The 19,433-nt window shown below is 71.8% G+C and carries 18 protein-coding genes; 7 read left to right on the top strand and 11 right to left on the bottom strand.

The features are described from left to right. Positions 1-96: 96 nt before the first annotated feature. Positions 97-1,332, top strand: coding sequence for a cytochrome P450 (locus OG562_RS11620; protein WP_266396396.1), 1,236 nt, complete (start codon positions 97-99; stop codon positions 1,330-1,332). A 242-nt stretch (positions 1,333-1,574) separates the two neighbouring features. On the opposite strand, the gene OG562_RS11615 is transcribed toward OG562_RS11620, so the two are convergent. The 4 genes from OG562_RS11615 to OG562_RS11600 all read right to left on the bottom strand — a co-directional run bounded on the left by OG562_RS11615 (position 1,575) and on the right by OG562_RS11600 (position 4,877). Continuing rightward, positions 1,575-2,273 carry a YoaK family protein gene (locus tag OG562_RS11615; protein ID WP_266396395.1) on the bottom strand — a complete coding sequence of 233 codons (699 nt, stop codon included), beginning with the start codon at positions 2,271-2,273 and terminating at the stop codon, positions 1,575-1,577. Positions 2,274-2,373: 100 nt separating this feature from the next. Beyond that, positions 2,374-2,793 carry a transglycosylase SLT domain-containing protein gene (locus OG562_RS11610; protein ID WP_266396393.1) on the bottom strand — a complete coding sequence of 140 codons (420 nt, stop codon included), beginning with the start codon at positions 2,791-2,793 and terminating at the stop codon, positions 2,374-2,376. Between the two features lie 469 nt (positions 2,794-3,262). Beyond that, on the bottom strand, positions 3,263-3,700 hold the full coding sequence (locus OG562_RS11605) for a nuclear transport factor 2 family protein (RefSeq protein WP_266396391.1): 438 nt from the start codon (positions 3,698-3,700) through the stop codon (positions 3,263-3,265). Positions 3,701-3,845: 145 nt separating this feature from the next. Further along, positions 3,846-4,877: an MBL fold metallo-hydrolase gene (locus OG562_RS11600; protein ID WP_266409202.1), complete on the bottom strand. Its 1,032-nt coding sequence runs from the start codon at positions 4,875-4,877 to the stop codon at positions 3,846-3,848. A gap of 154 nt (positions 4,878-5,031) precedes the next feature. On the opposite strand from OG562_RS11600, the gene OG562_RS11595 reads away from it, so the two are divergent. After that, on the top strand, positions 5,032-6,489 hold the full coding sequence (locus tag OG562_RS11595) for an aldehyde dehydrogenase (RefSeq protein WP_266396389.1): 1,458 nt from the start codon (positions 5,032-5,034) through the stop codon (positions 6,487-6,489). A gap of 4 nt (positions 6,490-6,493) precedes the next feature. Next, positions 6,494-6,766 carry a ferredoxin gene (locus OG562_RS11590; protein ID WP_266396387.1) on the top strand — a complete coding sequence of 91 codons (273 nt, stop codon included), beginning with the start codon at positions 6,494-6,496 and terminating at the stop codon, positions 6,764-6,766. Between the two features lie 119 nt (positions 6,767-6,885). Here OG562_RS11590 and OG562_RS11585 read toward each other — a convergent pair whose 3' ends face one another. Next, on the bottom strand, positions 6,886-7,512 hold the full coding sequence (locus OG562_RS11585) for a TetR family transcriptional regulator (RefSeq protein WP_266396386.1): 627 nt from the start codon (positions 7,510-7,512) through the stop codon (positions 6,886-6,888). A gap of 218 nt (positions 7,513-7,730) precedes the next feature. On the opposite strand from OG562_RS11585, the gene OG562_RS11580 reads away from it, so the two are divergent. From OG562_RS11580 to OG562_RS11570, 3 genes are read left to right on the top strand one after another with little or no spacing between them, the layout of a single operon-like run. Continuing rightward, positions 7,731-9,266, top strand: a complete 1,536-nt coding sequence (locus OG562_RS11580) for a glycosyltransferase family 4 protein (protein WP_266396385.1) — start codon at positions 7,731-7,733, stop codon at positions 9,264-9,266. Next, a complete protein-coding gene (locus OG562_RS11575; RefSeq protein WP_266396383.1) occupies positions 9,260-9,994 on the top strand; it encodes a class I SAM-dependent methyltransferase in 735 nt (244 codons plus the stop codon). The genes OG562_RS11580 and OG562_RS11575 overlap by 7 nt, the downstream gene beginning before the upstream one ends. Beyond that, positions 9,991-11,061: a prenyltransferase/squalene oxidase repeat-containing protein gene (locus OG562_RS11570; protein ID WP_266396382.1), complete on the top strand. Its 1,071-nt coding sequence runs from the start codon at positions 9,991-9,993 to the stop codon at positions 11,059-11,061. The genes OG562_RS11575 and OG562_RS11570 overlap by 4 nt, the downstream gene beginning before the upstream one ends. 54 nt (positions 11,062-11,115) lie before the next feature. Here OG562_RS11570 and OG562_RS11565 read toward each other — a convergent pair whose 3' ends face one another. The 6 genes from OG562_RS11565 to OG562_RS11540 all read right to left on the bottom strand — a co-directional run bounded on the left by OG562_RS11565 (position 11,116) and on the right by OG562_RS11540 (position 17,438). Next, on the bottom strand, positions 11,116-12,126 hold the full coding sequence (locus OG562_RS11565) for an LLM class F420-dependent oxidoreductase (RefSeq protein ID WP_266396380.1): 1,011 nt from the start codon (positions 12,124-12,126) through the stop codon (positions 11,116-11,118). Positions 12,127-12,235: 109 nt separating this feature from the next. Continuing rightward, entirely contained in the window at positions 12,236-13,057 is an 822-nt protein-coding gene (locus OG562_RS11560) for a DUF5336 domain-containing protein (protein WP_266396378.1), read from the bottom strand. A gap of 178 nt (positions 13,058-13,235) precedes the next feature. Beyond that, positions 13,236-14,252 carry an N-acetylmuramoyl-L-alanine amidase gene (locus tag OG562_RS11555; RefSeq protein WP_266396377.1) on the bottom strand — a complete coding sequence of 339 codons (1,017 nt, stop codon included), beginning with the start codon at positions 14,250-14,252 and terminating at the stop codon, positions 13,236-13,238. A 144-nt stretch (positions 14,253-14,396) separates the two neighbouring features. Beyond that, positions 14,397-15,215, bottom strand: coding sequence for a hypothetical protein (locus tag OG562_RS11550; RefSeq protein ID WP_266396375.1), 819 nt, complete (start codon positions 15,213-15,215; stop codon positions 14,397-14,399). Then, positions 15,215-15,757, bottom strand: a complete 543-nt coding sequence (locus tag OG562_RS11545) for a SigE family RNA polymerase sigma factor (RefSeq protein ID WP_266396374.1) — start codon at positions 15,755-15,757, stop codon at positions 15,215-15,217. Before OG562_RS11545 ends, OG562_RS11550 begins: the two co-directional genes overlap by 1 nt. 37 nt (positions 15,758-15,794) lie before the next feature. Further along, positions 15,795-17,438, bottom strand: coding sequence for an MFS transporter (locus tag OG562_RS11540; RefSeq protein ID WP_266396373.1), 1,644 nt, complete (start codon positions 17,436-17,438; stop codon positions 15,795-15,797). A 226-nt stretch (positions 17,439-17,664) separates the two neighbouring features. Between OG562_RS11540 and OG562_RS11535 the strand changes: the two genes are divergently transcribed. Then, positions 17,665-19,407, top strand: a complete 1,743-nt coding sequence (locus OG562_RS11535; protein WP_266396371.1) for an MFS transporter — start codon at positions 17,665-17,667, stop codon at positions 19,405-19,407. Positions 19,408-19,433 lie beyond the last annotated feature (26 nt).

The raw sequence follows: 19,433 nt of genomic DNA, 5'->3' as shown, positions 1-19,433 counted from the left end.
GCAAGGGTCTTGCAGCCTCGAGGCTCCTCAACTACCTTCACCGCAATCTGTTTCTGATGAACCGTCAGAAAAGCTGCCATCTGGCTGGAGCCGCCGATGCCCTGTCCAGCGCTTCCCGACGGGTTCGACTTCACCGACCCCGACCTGCTGCAACACCATGTGCCCCTACCCGAGTTCGCCGAGCTGCGCGCCGCCGAACCGGTCCGCTGGATCCCCCAGTCGGGCAATGTCGCCGGCTTCCAGGACGAGGGCTACTGGGCGGTGACCCGGCACGCCGACGTCCGGTACGTCTCCACCCACCCCGAGATCTTCTCCTCCACCCTCAACACCGCCATCATCCGCTTCAACGAGCACATCGAGCGTGACTCGATCGACGCTCAGCGGCTGATTCTGCTGAACATGGATCCGCCCGAGCACACCCGGGTGCGGCAGATCGTGCAGCGCGGGTTCACGCCTCGGTCCATACGGGCGCTGGAGGAGCGGCTGCGGGCGCGTGCCGCCGCCATCGTCGCCGCCGCCCGCGAGCACTCCGGACCCTTCGACTTCGTCACGTCCGTCGCCTGCGAACTGCCCCTGCAGGCCATCGCCGAGCTCATCGGCATCCCCCAGGACGACCGGACCAAGATCTTCGAGTGGTCCAACAAGATGATCGCCTACGACGACCCCGAGTACGCCATCACCGAGGAGGTCGGACAGCAGTCCGCCGCCGAGCTCATCTCGTACGCCATGAACATGGCCGCCGAGCGGAAGCGCTGCCCGGCCCACGACATCGTCTCGACGCTCGTGGCCGCCGAGGACGAGGGGAATCTCAACTCCGACGAGTTCGGGTTCTTCGTGCTGATGCTGTCCGTCGCGGGGAACGAGACCACCCGCAACGCCATCACCCACGGCATGCACGCCTTCCTCACCCATCCCGAGCAGTGGGAGCTGTACAAGAGGGAGCGGCCCTCGACCGCCGCCGAGGAGATCGTGCGATGGGCCACCCCCGTCGTCGCCTTCCAGCGGACCGCCACCCAGGACACCGAGCTCGGCGGGAAGCTGATCAAGAAGGGGGACCGGGTCGGGATCTTCTACGCCTCCGCCAACCACGACCCCGAGGTGTTCGACCGCGCCGACGACTTCGACGTGACGCGCGATCCCAACCCCCACCTCGGGTTCGGCGGCGGCGGGCCCCACTTCTGCCTGGGCAAGTCGCTGGCCGTGCTGGAGATCAACCTCATCTTCAACGCCGTCGCCGACGCCATGCCGGGGCTCCGGCTCGTCGGGGATCCCCGGCGGCTGCGGTCCGCCTGGATCAACGGGGTGAAGGAGTTGCAGGTCAGCACGGAGTGACGGGGAGTGGCGGGAAGCGACGTCCGGTGTCGGGAACCCCCGAGATGTGGACTGCGTCACCCGTGGGCCGTGGGCCGTGGGCCGTGGGCCGTGGGCCGTGGTCGCCGGGGCGACCCTGCTGTCCCGGCGTCGTGGGGATCGGGCCGCCGACGGCACGGGCTCCGGTGCTTGCTCCGGTGCGGGCTCCGGTGCGGGTTCCGGAGACGCTTCGCTGGCCGGCTGGCCTGGCGGCCGGGGCTCTCTCAGTCCCGCCCGGACGCCGTCGCCGCCAGGACTCCCGACACCGCGGCCGCGATCAGCAGCGGGAGCGCGATGCCGTGGTGGATCACCAGCCCGGCGCCCAGGGCCGCGCCCAGGAACATCGCGACCACGGCCGCTGTACGGCGTGCTGAGCGGCTGCCCGTTCCCTCGCCCATGGAGGAGTCGGAGGCCAGGCCGGTCAGGGTCATGGTCACGACGGTGGTCGTGGTGAGGCCGGGCACGCTCAGTTTGCGGACGGCCGCGTTGCGCAGGCCCATCGCGAAGGCGGTGACGGCGATCACGGAGTACACCGTGGCGGGAGAGTCGTCCGGGGCGGCGAAGGCCACGGCGGACGAGACGGCCAGCAGGAGCGCCTCGACGGCCAGGGTCCGCCGCGCCCACCTGCGCCGCGAGCCGCCGCCCAGTCGGCGACTGAGGCGACCGCCCGTCGCCGCGCCCGCCAGGAAGCAGATCAGCGAGGTCGCGGCGTGCCGGACGGAGAAGCCGGCGGCGCCTGCGGCGGCGAAGCCGAGGACGACGACGTTGCCGGTCATGTTCGCGGTGAAGACATGGCCGAGGCCGAGGTAGCTGACCGCGTCGATCAGGCCGCTCACCACGGTCAGGCCCAGGAGCACGGGGACCAGGGGGACACCGCGCGTCTCGGCGCCCTCGGGGTCCTGGGCGGCGGGCTCGGTGGTCATCGGCTCAGTGCATCACGCGGAGCCGGGGAAACGGCGAAGGCGGCGGCCCCGGGGTGGGGGCCGCCGCCTTCGTGCACCGCGCGGTGGGTGGTGCTGCTGGTCAGTACCAGTTGTTGGCCTGCCAGAAGTTCCAGGCGCCGACCGGGCTGCCGTAGCGGGAGTTCATGTAGTCCAGACCCCACTTGATCTGGGTGGCGGCGTTGGTCTTCCAGTCGGAGCCCGCGGAGGCCATCTTGGAGCCCGGGAGGGCCTGGACGAGGCCGTAGGCGCCGGAGGAGGCGTTGGTGGCGTCGACGTCCCAGCCGCTCTCGTGCTTCACGATGTTGGCGAAGGCGTTGTACTGCGCGGCGTCCGGGATCATCTTGTGCGCGATCGCCTGGGCCTGGGAGGCGCTGGCCACGGTGGTGGCCGCGTGGGCGGGCGCCGCGGTCATGGCCATGCCGGCGGTGGCGGCGGCCACGGCGACGGCGGTGAGGGCCTTCTTCGGGGAAGCGATGCGGCGGATGACGGAGACGGACACGGAGAACCTTTTTCTTCGGGGACAGTGACGTCGCTGCATGCCGGAGTCACGCGGTGCGTGGCCGCACCGCGTGGTTGCGGTGGGTGGCTGCATGCGTCGGCGCCGAGGCCTGTGGGGCTCGTCGGCGCCGTGCGACGTCAACCAGAGAAGCAGGATCGGGAGCCGTCCGCAAAGACCCCTTTTGCTAGTTGTGGTCGTATTCGGGGTGAAGGTCGGTCGTGTGAGCTGGCTCTCAATGTGCAGGTCAGAGGGGCCAAAGTCATGTACATGGCGTCCGAAATGCACCACTAGGGTGGTTAGTAGGTGATGTGAGTCATGTGGGGTGGTTCACCGTTCAAGCGCGGTTCGGTGACAGCGGGCTCACGACGCCTCACGGGCCGGGCGCGTCATATGTGACCGGCGCCTCGCCGGGGGAGTCGATCCGCTCGCCGACGCTCCGGTCGGTCCGGTCGATCCGCTCGCCCGCGGTCTAGAGGAGAGGCGCCGGGCTGCTGGAGGAGAGGTGCAGGGTGCGTCGGGCGAGGAGCCAGGAGCCGTCGGGGGTGCGGTGCAGGACGTCCTCGTAGTGGCCGATCCCTACGGGGGGTCCCGGCGTGGGGCGGTCGTGGTCGACGTGGAACGTGGTGAAGTACGAGGTCGCCGTCGCCGTGTCCGGGGAGGTCACCTCGACGTGGACGTCGGACATCAGGCGGCGGGCGCGGCGGTCGGCGGCGCGGGAGCCGAAGTGGGCGCGCAGGGCGTCGCGGCCCGTGACCAGCCGGTCGCGCTCCGGCCAGGCCCAGGTGCCGTCCTCGGTGAACAGCTCGGCCACGGAGGCGGGCTGTTCGCCGAGGTCCAGGCGGCGGACGAGGCCGAGGAGCAGGCGCTGGCAGGCTCGTTCGGCGAGGAGTTGCTCGATCGGGTCCATGGGCTTCACCAGGGGGGCCGGGGTGCCGGGCGGGTGCTTCAGCACCGTAGAGCCGCGCTGTGAACTACGCGGATCCCTCCTGTGAACGGGACCGCTCATGCCGGACCTTCACATGGCCTGCCCGCCCCTTGTCGGCCCAGCGGCCTCACACCGCCACGTACGTCACCGGGTCGCTTCCCGTCACCGCCTCCGCCCGGCCCAGTTTCACCAGGCGGCGCAGGTGGGCCTCCGCCTCCGAGACGGCGATGTTCCGCGAGCCGTAGGGGATCTGGTCCCAGGGGCGGTTCCACTCCATGTGGGTGGCGAGCTGCCAGGGGGTGAGGGGAGTGGCGAGGAGCGTGAGGAGGCCGGTGAGGCGGTCCTCGTGGTGGTCGAGCAGTTCCCGTACCCGGGCGGGGGCGTCGGTGAAGGCGTACTGGTGGGCCGGGAGGATCTCGGCGGGGGCGAGGCGGCCGACGCGTTCGAGGGAGTCGAGGTAGTCGCCGAGCGGATCGGTGACGGTGGCGTCGTCGGGGTCCTCGTACAGGCCGATGTGCGGGGTGATCTCCGGGAGCAGGTGGTCGCCGGAGAACAGGCGTCCGTGGCCCGGGAGCCGGGCCGGGTGCTCCTCCTCCAGGTGCAGGCAGACGTGGCCTGGGGTGTGGCCCGGCGTCCAGATCGCGCGCAGACGGCGGCCGGGCAGCGCGAGGAGTTCGCCGGGGACGATCTCGCGGTCGGGCAGGGCGGGAGCGAGGCCGGGGAGGGGGCGGCGGCGGGCCGGAGGCGTGCGCAGCGGAGCGATGTGCTCCTCGGGGGCGCCGGCGGTCGTGAGCTTGTCCGCCATGTACGTGTACCAGCGCTCGGGGCGGGTCTCGCGGGCCCGCCGCACGATCGCCGCGTCCGCCGCGTGCATCGCCACCCACGCCCCGGAGGCCTCCCGCACCTGGCCGGAGAGGCCGTGGTGGTCGGGGTGGTGGTGGGTGACGACGACCCCGTGCAGCTCGGCGACCGAGGTGCCGCAGGCCGTCAGTCCGGCGGCCAGGGCGTCCCAGGAGGCGGGGTCGTCCCAGCCGGTGTCGATCAGCACCGGTCCACGGTCGGTGTCGACGACGTACACGAGGGTGTGGCCGAGCGGGTTGTCCGGGATGGGGACCCGTAGGGAGCGGACGCCACCGCCGTGGTCGTGCACCGGAGCCAGGGGATCGTCGTCGTCTCGGCTGCTCATCATCTGCCCTCCGTCGCACGGCCATTGCCCACTATAACTAGAACTGGTATCAGTTCCTGATACACCGTCAGAAACTCGGAAGCTGCTCAGAAACCCAGCAGCGACGTCGTAGACGAAGGCAGTGGCCATGGCCGAGCTCGTGGAACACGGACAGCTGTTCATCGGCGGGGAACTGACCGACCCGCTGGGCAAGGGCGTCATCGAGGTGATCTCGCCGCACACCGAGGAGGTCATCGGGCGGGTGCCGCACGCGTCGACGGCCGACGTCGACCGGGCGGTGGCCGTGGCGCGGCGGGCCTTCGACGAGGGGCCCTGGCCCCGGCTCCCGCTCGACGAGCGGATCGCCGTCGTCACCCGCATCAAGGACGGGATCGCCGCCCGGCACGAGGAGATCGCCCGCGTCATCTCCTCCGAGAACGGCTCCCCGTACTCCTGGAGCGTCCTCGCGCAGGCCCTCGGCGCGATGATGGTCTGGGACGCGGCGATCACGGTCGCCCGGAACTTCACCTACGAGGAGCGGCGCGACGGGGTTCTGGGGCGCATCCTCGTCCGGCGTGAGCCGGTGGGCGTGGTCGCGGCCGTGGTCCCCTGGAACGTCCCGCAGTTCGTCGCCGCCGCCAAGCTCGCGCCCGCGCTGCTCACCGGCTGCACGGTGGTGCTCAAGCCGTCGCCCGAGTCCCCGCTGGACGCCTACCTCCTCGCCGAGATCGCGCGGGACGCCGGTCTGCCCGAGGGCGTTCTGTCGATCCTTCCGGCGGACCGCGAGGTGAGCGAGTACCTGGTCGGACACCCCGGCGTCGACAAGGTCTCCTTCACGGGGTCGGTCGCGGCCGGCAAACGGGTCATGGAGGTGGCGGCCAGGAACCTGACCCGGGTGACCCTGGAGCTCGGCGGCAAGTCGGCGGCCGTCGTCCTGCCCGACGCGGACATCACGACGTCCGTCCCCGGCATCGTCTCGGCGGCCTGGATGAACAACGGGCAGGCCTGCGTCGCCCAGACCCGCATCCTGCTGCCGCGCTCCCGCTACGACGAGTTCGCGGACGCCTTCGCCGCGGCGGCGAGCGCCCTGGTCGTCGGCGACCCGCTGGACCCGGCGACCCAGGTCGGCCCGCTGGTCGCCAGGCGGCAGCAGCAGCGCAACCTCGACTACATCCGCATCGGCCAGGAGGAGGGCGCGAAGGTCCTCACGGGCGGCGGCCGTCCACCGGGTCTGGACCGGGGCTGGTACGTCGAGCCGACCCTCTTCGGCGACGTCGACAACTCCATGCGGATAGCCCGGGAGGAGATCTTCGGCCCGGTGATCTGCCTGCTTCCCTACGGCGACGAGTCCGAGGCGCTGAAGATCGCCAACGACTCCGACTACGGCCTCAGCGGCAGCGTGTGGACGGCGGACGTGGCGCACGGCATCGAGGTCGCCCGTCAGGTCCGTACCGGCACCTACTCCGTCAACACCTTCAGCCTCGACATGCTCGGCCCGTTCGGCGGCTACAAGAACTCAGGTCTGGGGCGGGAGTTCGGCCCGGAGGGCTTCGGCGAGTACCTCGAGCACAAGATGATCCACCTCCCGGCCGGCTGGGAGGGCTGAGGGGATGGGGGTGCATCCCGTGCGAACGGAGCCGAGCCTGGGCGCGGGCGACCGCTGGCACGTCGAGGTCGACCGCTCCCTGTGCATCGGCTCCGCCCAGTGCCTCCACCACGCCCCGGACGGCTTCCGGCTCGACTCCGCCCGGCAGTCCCACCCGGTCGACCCCGACACGGACGCGAACGAACGGGTCCTGGAGGCGGCGGAGAGCTGCCCGGTGGAGGCGATCGTGATCACGCTGATGGGGAGTGGGGAGCCGGTGTTCCCGCCGGAGGAATGAGGATCTCCTCCCCTTGAGCCTTGGACCTTGGACCTTGGACCTTGGACCTTGGACCTTGGACACCTTGGACCTCGGGCCTCGGGCCTCGGGGTGAGTGCGCGCCCTCGGCGTCGTAGTGCTCAGTCGTGCGTGTCCGCGTCCGGGTCCGTCACGTCGATCAGGCGGCAGACCGTCTCGATGTCGATGCGGACCTGGGCGATGGACGCGCGGCCCGACAGCCAGGTGATGAGGGCCGAGTGCCAGGTGTGCTCGATGACCCGGACCGCGGAGAGCTGCTCGGGCGTCGGGTGCTCCAGGCCCATCGCGTCAAGGATGATCGCCGTCGTCTGACGGGAGACCTGGTCGACCTCGGGGGAGACGCTGCGGTCGGCGAAGGTCAGGGCACGGACCATCGCGTCGGCCAGGTGCGGCTCGCGCTGGAGGGCGCGGAAGGCGCGCATCAGCGTCTCCGCGACCCGGTCCGCCGCCTTCTCGCCCGCCGGGGGCTTCTTGCGCACCGTGCCGTGCATGTGCTCCAGCTGGTCCTGCATCGTGGCGACCAACAGATGCACCTTGGAAGGGAAGTAGCGGTAGAGCGTGCCGAGGGCGACCTGCGAGGACTCGGCCACCTCCCGCATCTGCACCGCGTCGAAACCGCCCCGGCTGGCCAGCTGCGCGCTCGCGTGCAGGATGCGGCGGCGGCGCGCCTGCTGCCGCTCCGTGAGGGGCGAGGGCTGCGCCTTGTTCGCCTTGGCTTCCGCAGGCATGGGTCCCGTTCCGTTCCGTTCCGTGACAGTCGGTGAGGGTCGGTGATCACACAGCATGGCAGGGCGGTCGCCGTGGCGTGAATCACCTGATCCACTTCTTCCGGCGCCCCTACCTGCCGGTAGATTCAGAGCCTCCCGAACGATCAAGTCTGAAACTTGTTCTAGATTAGCGTCCCGTCGTAGTCTCGCGGGACAGTGCAGGCAGAAGGGGGCCCGGAGTGACCGCGGAGGCCAGTCAGGCGGGGCCCCGGCATGACCTCGCCGCCGACGGCAGGCGACCGCTCGACATCGGGCTCCTCACCTATAAGGGGAACCCGTTCTGCGGCGGCCAGGGCGTCTACGTACGGCATCTCTCGCGTGAGCTCGTCCGCCTCGGGCACCGTGTCGAGGTCATCGGCTCCCAGCCCTATCCCGTCCTGGACGAGGGGTACGAGGACCGTCTGTCGCTCACCGAGCTCCCCAGCCTCGACCTGTACCGCCAGCCGGACCCCTTTCGCACCCCGAAGCGCGACGAGTACCGCGACTGGGTCGACGCGCTGGAAGTGGCGACCATGTGGACCGGCGGGTTCCCCGAACCGCTGACCTTCTCGCTGCGCGCCCGCCGCCATCTGCGCGCCCGGCGCGGCGAGTTCGACGTCGTGCACGACAACCAGACCCTGGGATACGGGTTGTTGGGGGACGTCGGCGCTCCGCTGGTCACCACCATCCACCATCCCATCACCGTCGACCGGCAGTTGGAGCTGGACGCCGCCGAGGGCTTCAAGCGCCGTGCGTCCGTGCGCCGTTGGTACGGGTTCACCCGGATGCAGAAGCGCGTCGCCCGCCGGCTGCCGTCCGTGCTCACCGTCTCCGGCACCTCCCGCCAGGAGATCGCCGACCACCTCGGCGTCCGCGACGACCGCATCCACGTCGTCCACATCGGCGCCGACACCGACCTGTTCTCGCCGAGTCCCGCGGTGCCCGTGACGCCGGGCCGGATCGTGACGACGTCCAGCGCGGACGTTCCGCTCAAGGGCCTGGTCTTCCTCGTCGAGGCGCTGGCGAAGGTGCGCACCGAGCACCCGCACGCCCACCTCGTCGTCGTCGGCAAGCGCCCGCAGGAGGGGCCCGTCGCCCAGGCGATCGAGCGGTACGGCCTCGAAGGCGTCGTCGAGTTCGTCAAGGGCATCTCCGACGCCGAACTCGTCGACCTGGTGCGCTCGGCGGAGGTCGCCTGCGTGCCGTCCCTGTACGAGGGGTTCTCCCTGCCGGCGGCGGAGGCCATGGCGACCGGGACGCCGCTCGTCGCCACCACCGGAGGGGCGATCCCCGAGGTCGCCGGGCGCGACGGGGAGACCTGCCTCGCGGTGCCGCCGGGGGACTCCGGCGCGCTCGCCGCGGGCCTCGCCCGGCTGCTGGGCGACCCCGAGCTGCGGGCCCGGCTCGGCGCGGCCGGCCGGACGCGGGTGCTGGAGCGGTTCACCTGGGCGCGGGCCGCCGAGGGCACCGTGGAGCGCTACCGCGAGGCGATAGCCGTGGCCGGCGGCGACCGAGAGCCCCAGCGGGCCCGCCGGCCCCGAACGGCGACCTCGTCGGCGACCACGGGGGCCAAGGCGACCTCGGCGTCCACGACACCAACGGCGTCCACGGCGGCCACGGCGACCTCGGTCCCGGCCCCTGCGTCCGCAGCGCCCCCTGTGTCCGCGCCCCAGACCGTTGACGTCGTAACCGAAGCATCTGAAGCATCCGATCGCGAAAGCAGGGCCACGTGCTGACCGTCGACTTCTCCCGGTTCCCGCTCGCCCCGGGCGACCGAGTCCTGGACCTCGGCTGCGGGGCGGGCCGGCATGCCTTCGAGTGTTACCGGCGTGGCGCGCAGGTCGTGGCGCTGGATCAGAACGCCGAGGAAATTCGAGAGGTCGCCAAGTGGTTCGCGGCGATGAAGGAGGCCGGCGAGGCCCCCGAGGGCGCCACCGCGACCGCCATGGAGGGCGACGCCCTCGCGCTGCCCTTCCCCGACGAGTCCTTCGACGTCGTCATCATCTCCGAGGTGATGGAGCACATCCCGGACGACAAGGGCGTCCTCGCCGAGATGGTGCGCGTGCTCAAGCCCGGCGGCCGCATCGCGATCACCGTCCCGCGCTACGGCCCCGAGAAGGTCTGCTGGACCCTCTCCGACGCCTACCACGAGGTCGAGGGCGGCCACATCCGCATCTACAAGGCGGACGAACTGCTCACGAAGATCCGCGAGGCGGGCCTGAAGCCGTACGGCACCCATCACGCCCACGCGCTGCACTCGCCGTACTGGTGGCTGAAGTGCGCGTTCGGCGTCGACAACGACAAGGCGCTGCCGGTGCGGGCGTACCACAAGCTGCTGGTCTGGGACATCATGAAGAAACCGCTGGCGACACGGGTCGCCGAGCAGGCGCTGAACCCGCTCATCGGCAAGAGCTTCGTGGCGTACGCGACCAAGCCGCACCTGCCGCGAGTGGACGCCAAGTGACCACTCCCCGGACAGAACACCTCGTCCTGCCCGGGGTCCTCACCGCCGAGCAGGCCGCCGAGACCGTCGCCGGCATCCTCGCCGTGCAGCGGGAGGACGGCGCGATCCCCTGGTTCCGCGGGCACCACCTGGACCCCTGGGACCACACCGAGGCCGCGATGGCCCTGGACGCGGCCGGCGAGCACGAGGCCGCCGACCGGGCCTACACCTGGCTCGCCCGGCACCAGAACGAGGACGGCTCCTGGTACGCCGCCTACGCCGACGGGGCCTTCGACGACGTCACCGACCGGGCCCGCGAGACGAACTTCGTCGCCTACATCGCCGTAGGCGTCTGGCATCACTACCTGTCCACCGGCGACGACACGTTCCTGGACCGCATGTGGCCGGCCGTCTACGCGGCCGTCGAGTGCGTGCTGCGGCTGCAGCAGCCGGGCGGACAGATCGGCTGGCGGCGCGAGGACGACGGCACGCCGACCGCCGAGGCGCTGCTGACCGGCTCCTCCTCGATCCACCAGGCGCTGCGGTGCGCGCTGGCCATCGCCGAGCAGCGCGAAGAGCCCCAGCCGGACTGGGAGTTGGCGGCGGGCGCGCTGCGGCACGCCATACGGCGCCACCCGGAGCGGTTCCTCGACAAGGACCGCTACTCGATGGACTGGTACTACCCGGTGCTGGGCGGGGCGTTGACCGGCGCGGAGGCCAAGGCCCGGATCGAGGCGGACTGGGAGCGGTTCGTGGTGCCGGGGCTCGGCGTGCGCTGCGTCGCGCCCAACCCGTGGGTGACCGGCGGAGAGTCGGCCGAACTGGCCCTCGCCCTCTGGGCGATGGGCGAGTCCGACCGGGCGCTGGAGATCCTCCAGGCGATCCAGCATCTGCGGGACGCCGAGTCGGGTCTGTACTGGACCGGCTACGTCTTCGAGGACGAGGCCATCTGGCCACGGGAGTTGACCACCTGGACGGCCGGATCCCTGGTCCTGGCCGTCGCCGCGCTGGGCGGCCACGAGGCCACCTGCGCGGTGTTCGGCGGCGAGCAGCTGCCGCTGGGACTCGAGGCCGACTGCTGCTCCTGAGGCGGGGGCCAGGTCCTGTCCGGCCGATCACGTCGCAGGAGGGGGACAGGACCTCTAGGCGTTGAGCTCCGCCAGGACCCGTAGCGTGTACGGGTCCGGGGCCAGGGCGAGCAGGTCCGTCACCGGGCCCTTGCGCCAGGGCTCCAGGCGCTCGGCGATGCGTTCGCGCGGGCCGACGAGGGAGATCTCGTCGGCGAAGGCGTCCGGCACGGCGAGCACGGCCTCCTCCCGGCGGCCGGCGAGGAACAGCTCCTGGATCCGCCGGGCCTCCTCCTCGTAGCCCATGCGGGCCATCAGGTCGGCGTGGAAGTTGCGGGTGGCGTGGCCCATGCCGCCGATGTAGAAGCCGAGCATGGTCTTGACCCCGAGCAGCCCCTCGGCGACGTCGTCGCAGACCCTGACCCGCGCCATGGGCGCGACCCGGAAACCCTCGGGAAGCCGTTCCACCGCCGGTCCGTACGCGTCCGGCCGGCTCGGCGACCAGTACAACGGCAGCCAGCCGTCGGCGATCTCGACGGTCTGCGCGACGTTCTTCGGCCCCTCCGCGCCCAGCAGCACCGGCAGATCGGGTCGCAGGGGGTGGGTGATGGACTTCAGCGGCCGCCCCAACCCTGTCGCGTCCGCACCGCGATAAGGGTGGGCGTGGAACCGCCCGTCCGCCTCCACCGGCCCCTCCCGCCGCAGTACCTGCCGTACGACGTCGACGTACTCCCGGGTCGCGGTCAGCGGCGACTTCGGGAACGGGCGGCCGTACCAGCCCTCGACGACCTGCGGACCCGACAGACCGAGCCCGAGCGTCAGCCGGCCGCCGGAGAGGTGGTCCAGGGTCAGGGCGTGCATCGCGGTGGTGGTGGGGGAGCGGGCCGCCATCTGCGCGACCGCCGTGCCCAGCCCGATCGTCGACGTCCGCGCGGCGATCCAGGTGAGCGGGGTGAACGCGTCCGACCCCCAGGACTCCGCCGTCCACACGGAGTCGTACCCGAGCCGCTCCGCCTCCCGCGCCAGCTCCACATGACCGGCGGAGGGGCCGCGCCCCCAGTAGCCGAGCGCGAGACCGAGCCGCATGCCTGCCTCCTGACGGTCTGTCAGATTAGGAGAGGTGCCGACTGTACGACAACGGCCCCCCGCCCGGAAGGGCGAGGGGCCGTGCGGCAGGCGATGACCTGTACGAGGCTCAGCCGCGCTGGATGCCGGAGGCGTCCCGCAGCACGCCGCGGCGGCCGTCCTGGGTCTGCGCGACCAGACCCTGGGCGCCCTGCTCGACCGCGAGGTACCAGGTGCCCGGCGCCAGCTCCGCGATCGGCGTCGGCGTACCGTCCTCCGCGAACAGCGGACGCGGCACCGGAACGGCGAACCAGAACGGCGAGAAGTCCGGCGCCGGCGGCTGCGCGGGCCCCGGCTGCGCACCGAACGCGGACTGCGGCCCCGGCTGCCCCGGACCCGGCTGCCCACCGAAGGACGGCGGCTGCTGCGCGCCCGGGTAGCCGTAACCGGCGGGCGGCTGCGCACCGTAGGGCTGCGGCGCCTGCGGCTTCGGGGCCGGGATGAGACCGGCCTGGAGCGCGGGGACCAGGGGGGTGGCGACGGCGGCGCCGGCCAGGATCAGCGTGGCGACGAGGGCGAGGATCAGGCCCGTGCCGGCGTCGGGGCCGTTCGAGCTCTCGCCGACGTTGTCGTAGCCGCCGGCCGGGTCGAAGACGTTGCCGAGTGTGCTCCACGCGGCGAAGACCGTGAAGGCCACGCCGAACTGTCGCAGGTCCAGCCCGGCGATCTTGCGCTCCTGCGGCAGCGCCCGGCTGACGACGACGAGTGCGGCGCCGATGATCCCCGCGAGAACGACACTGAGCAGGACCGGCCCGCTGCCCCAGAGGCTCGGGAGGTCGTAGCTGTCGGGAATCCCGTCGATCGAGTAGAGATCCAGGAACGACGCGATGAACAGCAATACCGCTGCTCCGATCACCACGCCGTCGCCTCGAGTGAGGGAGCGGATATTCACTTCAGGTCCTTCGTCAGTCGTCTCGTCATCGGTACACGCGTACAGATATCGGTAGAGGCGTCGCTGTCACCATGTCGCCGTCAGGCCCCTGTGTGAAGCGCGGGGGCGGCCCCTCATCGTAGGGACGACACTATCGTCCGCACGATCGGACTGTCCGCCGGGATCAGCGCACTGATCACTACCCGCGCAGGAAACTCACGATTCCCTCAGAGATTCCTTGCGCCGCCTCCTGCCGCCAGGCGCTGCTGGTCAGTAGCGCCGCGTCCTTGGTATCGCGCATGTTGCCGCACTCGATGAACACCTTGGGAACCGTTGACAGATTGAGACCGCCCAGGTCCTCACGCGTGACGAGACCGGTGCCGTCGCCGAGGTAGTTGGAGGGCGAACTGTCCGTCGAGCGGGCGAAGTCGTCTGCGATCAGCTTTCCGAGGCTGCGGGACGGGGCGACGATGGGGCGGGTGTCGGCGGCGCCCTCGTGCACCGCGCCCGGCAGGATCACATGGAAGCCGCGGTTGCCGGCCGCCGAGCCGTCGGCGTGGATCGAGACGACCGCGTCGGCGTGCGCCGCGTTACCGATCCGGGCCCGTTCGTCCACGCAGGGGCCGTAGGGACGGTCGCCGTCCTGCGTCAGTTTCACCGTGGCGCCCTGCTGTTGCAGCAGGGTGCGCAGCCGGTGGGCCACGTCCAGCGTGAACTTCGCCTCGCTGTAACCGGAGTTGGTGGACGTCCCCGTGGTGTCGCACTCCTTCCAGTTGGTGCCGATGTCCACCTTGCGGTCGATGTCGGCGGTGTGCTGGAAGTTGGTGGGGTTGTGGCCCGGGTCGATGACGACGACCTTGCCCTCGAGAGAGCCGAGGGAGCCGGAAGCGGAGGACGGCGAGGGGGTGGCGCCGGCGCCGATGCCGGTGTTCTGCTTTCCGTCGCCGTTCGCGCCGTCGGAGCCGTTCGTGCCGTTCGTGCCGTCCGTGGGGGAGCGCAGGGTGCTCGACGACGCCCCCGCTGCCGCCGAGCGGTCCGGGCCGTCGCCTCCCGTGCCGCCCAGCGCCTCGTACGCCAGCCACCCGAGCAGCGCCCCGGGCACGAGCACGGCGAGGGCGACCGTCAGCGGGCGGCGCAGCGGGGAGCGGCGGGGCTGCCGGGAATCGAAGGGATCGAAGGGATCGAACGGATCGGGGTTCGGACCTACGTACGACACGCCTGCCACCCTAACGGGCACCCCGGGGAGCGCTCAGGCGCGGCGGCCGGACGGGAGGGCGGTGTGCGGTCCCTCCGCGCCCCGTCCGGCTTCGGCATCTCCTCGTCCCCATCCCGTCTGTCCCGTCTGTCCCGCCTGTCCCGTCTAGCCCGTCACCTCCACCGACTTGAAGTCCTTGCCCGCCGGGGCCAGGCACACGAACCAGTTGGACGTGGAGCCCTCGACGGTGCGGATCACCAGTTCGTCGGTGGCGACCTCGCTGTTGGAGGGGGCCTTGCGGACCACGCTCGTCGTGCCGTCCTTCCAGGTGCAGGTGACCTCCTGGGCCGTCTTGGCGACATGGCCGATGACCAGACGGCTGGGGCCGTCGGTGCCGGGGACCAGAGGGAGGGCGGCGGACTCGAGGTCCCTGCCCGCCATCTTCTCGTCCTTCGGGAAGGTGTTCAGCGTCACCGGGTCGCTCGCGGCGGTGGTCCCGAAGCCCCGGTGGACGAAGAACGAGGTCTTGCCGACCAGACCGGCGGGCTCGTCGACGTCCGCGGGCCGCTCGCCGTACTCGCCCATGGACTGCAGTTCGGCCGCCGCCTCCACCTCGTCGGTCGGCGCCGTCCACACGTCGATGTAGACCCTCCACTCCTTCCCCTGCTCCGTCCCGGTCGCGAGCGTGGTGCGGTGGGGCGCGAAGACGTCGGGGGTCGTGCTCGGCGTCAGCCGTGTCGCCGGCGGCGCCCCCCGCTCCCCGCCGCCCGGCAGTCCGGCCACGGCCAGCGCCCCCGTCGAGCCGGCGACCACCACGACCGTGGCCGCAGCCACCGCCCAGCGGCGGGCCTTGCGGCGACGGCCGCCGCGGATCAGCGACTGGGTGGGGGCTATGCCGATCTCCACCTCGTCCGCGGCGTCGGCCAGCAGGAAGGCGATGTCGTGGTGGGTCATGCTGTCGTCCGTCTCCCGGTTCGCGCTCATCACTTCCGCCCTCCGTGCGTCGCCATGTCGGCCAGTCCCGGTATGGCGCGGAGTTTCGCGATCCCCTTGGCCGCGTTGCTCTTCACCGCGCCGACCGAGCAGCCCATCGCCTCGGCCGTCTGCGTCTCGGTCAGGTCCTCCCAGTACCGCAGGACCACCGCCTCCCGCTGCCGCGCCGGCAGCTTGGCCAGCGCCTTCAGCAGGGTGTGCCGGTCGTCGGCCTGGGCGATCAGGTCGCCGGCGTCGGCGATCTCATGGCCCAGGCCCCGGTCGTCGTCCCTCGGGGCGAGGAACTCGCGCAGCTTCCTGCGATACCTGCGGGCATGCGCGTTGATCATCACGCGCCGTACATACGCCTCCGGCTCGTCGGCCGAGGCGACCCTGCGCCAGGCCACATAGACCTGTTCCAGCGTCGACTGGACCAGGTCCTCCGCGGCATGCTGCTCCCCCGTGAGGAGAAATGCCGTGCGCATCAGCCGTGGCCAGCGGCCGACGACGAAAGCCTGGAACTCCGCGTCCCCGGCCTGCTTCCGATCCCCCATGGGCACCTCCTAGATGTTCAAAGGAGGCCATGAGGGGTCAGGATCGTTGCCTCGACTCGACGACATTTTTCGCGGCGACCCCGCCCGCTTCCCCTCCTGCCGTCCGGCCGCCCTCTCGCACGGCCCTGCCACCCACCTCTGCGGCCCCGCCGCCCTCCCCTTCTGCCGTCCCACGGCCCACCTCCGTGGCCCCGCCGCTCCTCGGCAGCCAGACCAGCATCAGCACCGCCCCGGCCAGCAGCACCCCCGCCCCCGTGCGGAACGCCAGCGCGTACCCCTCAGTCAGCGCCTCCGGCGTCCCGTGCCCCGGTATCCCGTGCCCCGGCGTCCCGTGTGCCTCCGTACGCGCCGCCGCGATCGTCGACAGCACGGCCAGGCCCAGTGAGCCGCCCATCGTGCGGGAGGTGTTGACCAGCCCGGACACCAGACCGGCCTCGCCGGGGGCCGCCCCCGACGTGGCGAGCAGGGCGAGCGGGGTCGCCGCCAGGCCGGAGCCCAGCATCGTCAGGACGCCCGGCAGCAGGATCCCGGTGACGTACGCGCTGTGTGCGCCCAGCGTCGACTGCCAGCCGCTTCCGGCCGCCGCGACCAGCGTGCCCAGCGCCGCCACGGTGCGCGCGCCGACCGTACGGATGAGGAGGGGCGCGAGTTTCGAGCCGAGGACGATCGCCAGGGAGCTGGGCATCAGGGCGAGACCGGCCTCCAGCGGGGTGTAGCCGAGGACGTTCTGCGCGTACAGCGTCATGAAGAACCACTGGGAGAACAGCGCCGAGCCGCACAGGAACGTCGCCGCGTTCGCCGAGGCCACCGCCCGCAGTCGCAGCAGCCCGAGCGGCATCAGCGGGGCCGCCGTCCGCGCCTCGACGGCGAGGAACAGCCCGACCAGGGCGAGCCCGGCGGCCAGCGGCACGAGGGTCGCCGACGCCGTCCACCCCTCGGCCTCCGTCCGCGAGATGCCGTACGCCAGTGTGGCCAGGCCGGAGGTGATCAGCAGGGCGCCCGGCAGGTCCAGGCGCCGGCCGTCCCCGGCGCGGCTCTCGGGCAGCAGGCGCAGGGCGAGGGCCAGGACCAGCGCGCCGACCGGCACGTTGATCAGCAGTACCCAGCGCCACGACGACAGGTCCACGAGCGCCCCGCCGACGAGCCCGCCCGCGGCCCCGCCGCCCGCGCCGACCGCCGTCCACGTGGCGATCGCCCGGGCCCGCGCCGCGCCCTCCGGGACGGCCGAGGCGACGATCGTCAGCGTGGACGGAGCGAGGACGGCCGCGCCCAGCCCCTGTACGGCCCGTGCCGCCAGCAGCTGCCAGCCCTCCTGGGCCAGCCCGCCGGCCAGCGAGGCCAGCGTGAACAGGGCGAGCCCGGTCAGGAACATCCGCTTGCGTCCGCAGAGGTCGCCGGCCCGTCCGCCGAGCAGCATGAACCCGGCGAAGGCCATGGCGTACGCGTTCACCACCCACTGCAGTCCCGAAGAACTCATACCGAGGTCCGTCCGCAGGGACGGCAGCGCCACGTTCACGACGGACACGTCGAGCACGACGAGGAACTGCCCGGCGCACGCGAGCGCCACGAGCAGCCAGGCAGGGGGTGCGGTGCGGGGACGGGGGGCGCGGTGGGCGGTGCGGCGGGCAGGGCGGTGGGCGGTGCGGCGGGTGGTGCCTGCGGCTTCTGGCATGGGTGTCATGGTCGCAACAGGCGGACGCTCTCGGCATCGGGATTTCGGCCTAGGGCTCCGGCCCTCCCCGAGCCTCCGCCCCCACTCCCACCTCGGCCTCCCCGCCTCCCCTCGCACCCCGTACGTCAAGAGACGATAAAGAAATCGTTAGTACGCCGAAGCACCGGAATAGTTGCTCATGCATACGGGTTCATGCTCCACGTATCCCGAACTACCGGCCCGGAGGCCCCACCCCATGACGCACACGACCACCGACCGGCCCACCCGCCCAGCGAGCGGAGCCGTCGTCCCCGTGCTCGCCTTCGCGGGCATCGTGGTCGCGGTGATGCAGACCCTGCTCGTCCCGGTCATCAAGGACCTGCCGCAGCTGCTGGGCACCGCGCCCAGCAACGCCACCTGGGTCCTGACCTCCACCCTGCTGTCGGGCGCCGTGGCCACCCCGATCATGGGCCGCCTCGGCGACCTGTACGGCAAGCGGCGGATGCTCATCCTCAGCCTGGCCGTGATGGTCGTCGGCGCCCTGGTGAGCGCGCTCACCAGCGACCTGATCACGATGATCGTCGGCCGTACGCTCCAGGGCTTCGCCATGGGCGCGATACCGCTCGGCATCGGCCTGATGCGGGACATGCTGCCGCGCGAGAAGCTCGGCTCGGCGATGGCCCTGATGAGCTCCTCGATCGGCGTCGGCGGCGGCCTCGCCCTGCCCGCCGCCGCCCTGGTCGCCCAGCACGCCGACTGGCACGCCCTCTTCTACGGCGCCGCAGGCCTCGGCGCCCTCGCCATCGCCCTCACCCTCCTCGTCGTACCCGAGTCCCCGGCCCGCGCCGAGGGCACCTTCGACGTCCTGGGCGCGATCGGCCTCTCCGCGGGCCTCGTCCTCTTCCTCCTCCCCATCACCAAGGGCAGCGACTGGGGCTGGACCTCCGCCACCACCCTCGGCCTGTTCGCCGCCTCCGCCGTCGTCCTCGTCCTGTGGGGCGTGATGGAGCTGCGCGTCAAGGCCCCGCTGGTGGACCTGCGCACCACGGCCCGCCCCGCCGTCCTCTTCACCAACCTCGCCTCGATCATGGTCGGCGTCTCCTTCTACGTCGTCTCCCTCGTTCTGCCGCAGCTGCTCCAGCTCCCGAAGGCCACCGGCTACGGCCTCGGCCAGTCGATGGTCGTCGCCGGTCTGCTCGTCGCCCCGCTCGGCCTGACGATGATGGTCACCGCGCCCGTCTACGCCCGCCTCTCCGCGAAGTACGGCCCCAAGGTCACCCTGATCCTCGGCCTGCTGATCATCGCGATCGGCTACGGCGCCGGCCTCGGCCTGATGAGCGCCGCCTGGCAGAGCCTGGTCATCGCGGTCGTCCTCGGCGCGGGCATCGGCCTCGCCTACTCCTCGCTGCCCGCGCTGATCGTCGGCGCGGTCCCGGCCTCCGAGACCGGCGCGGCCAACGGCCTCAACACCCTGATGCGCTCCATCGGTACGTCGGTCTCCAGCGCCGTCATCGGCATGGTGCTGGCGAACACCGCGAACAACGTCGGCGGCGTCGCCGTCCCGACCATGCACGGCTTCCGCGTCTCCTTCCTGATCGCGACCGCCGCGGTCGCCGTCGGTCTGGTCCTCGCCCTCTTCCTGCCCCGCCAGCCCCGCCCGGCGACGGCTTCGCAGCTGCGCGCCAGCAGCGAGGAGGACGCCAACCTGGAGCGCGCCGAGCAGGCACTCCGTGGGTTCCGCGGTCGGGTGCTGGACGCCGACGGCGTTCCGGTCGCCCGCGCCAAGGTCACCCTGATCGACCGCCGCGGCCGACAGGCCGGCGCGACCCTGTCCGACGAGGACGGCGGCTATGCCCTCGCCGTGCCGGCGCAGGGTGCGTATGTCGTGGCCGCCAAGGCCGCCGGCCACGGCCCTCTCGCCTCGTCCGCTACCCACGCGGGTGACGAGACGGCCGTGGACCTGGACCTGTCGCTGCCGAGCGAGACGGTCAGCGCGTAGCGCTCCGCTGGGGGCCGGTGCGGTGG

The organism is Streptomyces sp. NBC_01275 (assembly GCF_026340655.1).
Lineage (GTDB): Bacteria > Actinomycetota > Actinomycetes > Streptomycetales > Streptomycetaceae > Streptomyces.
Note: the sequence above shows the minus strand (reverse complement) of the source record. Positions and strands in the feature narration are given on the sequence as shown.